General features: G+C 45.8%; 1 protein-coding gene. It reads left to right on the forward strand.

Translation table 11 applies throughout. The annotated features are described in order from the left end of the window. Positions 1 to 49: 49 nt before the first annotated feature. A partial coding sequence (locus tag RVS70_RS22960) for a toprim domain-containing protein (protein WP_321135049.1) occupies positions 50 to 402 on the forward strand: 353 nt, incomplete at its 3' end.

Raw genomic sequence — 402 nt, forward strand, 5'->3', positions numbered from 1 at the left:
GTCTGTTATAATAACAGGATGAGTGTGAAAGAAAGAGAAGTGATCAAGCATGTCAAAAACAGTTGTATTAGCTGAAAAACCTTCAGTCGGCCGGGATTTAGCCCGGGTGCTGAAGTGCCATAAAAAAGGAAACGGTTATCTCGAAGGTGATCAATATATTGTGACCTGGGCTTTAGGCCATTTGGTGACACTTGCCGATCCGGAAGGCTATGGAAAAGAATTTCAATCATGGCGCCTAGAGGATCTGCCGATTATCCCAGAACCCTTAAAGCTTGTGGTAATAAAAAAAACCGGAAAGCAGTTCAATGCAGTCAAATCCCAGCTTACCCGTAAAGACGTCAATCAGATTGTCATCGCGGCTGACGCAGGCCGGGAAGGTGAGCTTGTTGCGCGCTGGATCAT

This window comes from Virgibacillus sp. M23 (assembly GCF_034190895.1).
Lineage (GTDB): Bacteria > Bacillota > Bacilli > Bacillales > Amphibacillaceae > Virgibacillus > Virgibacillus salarius.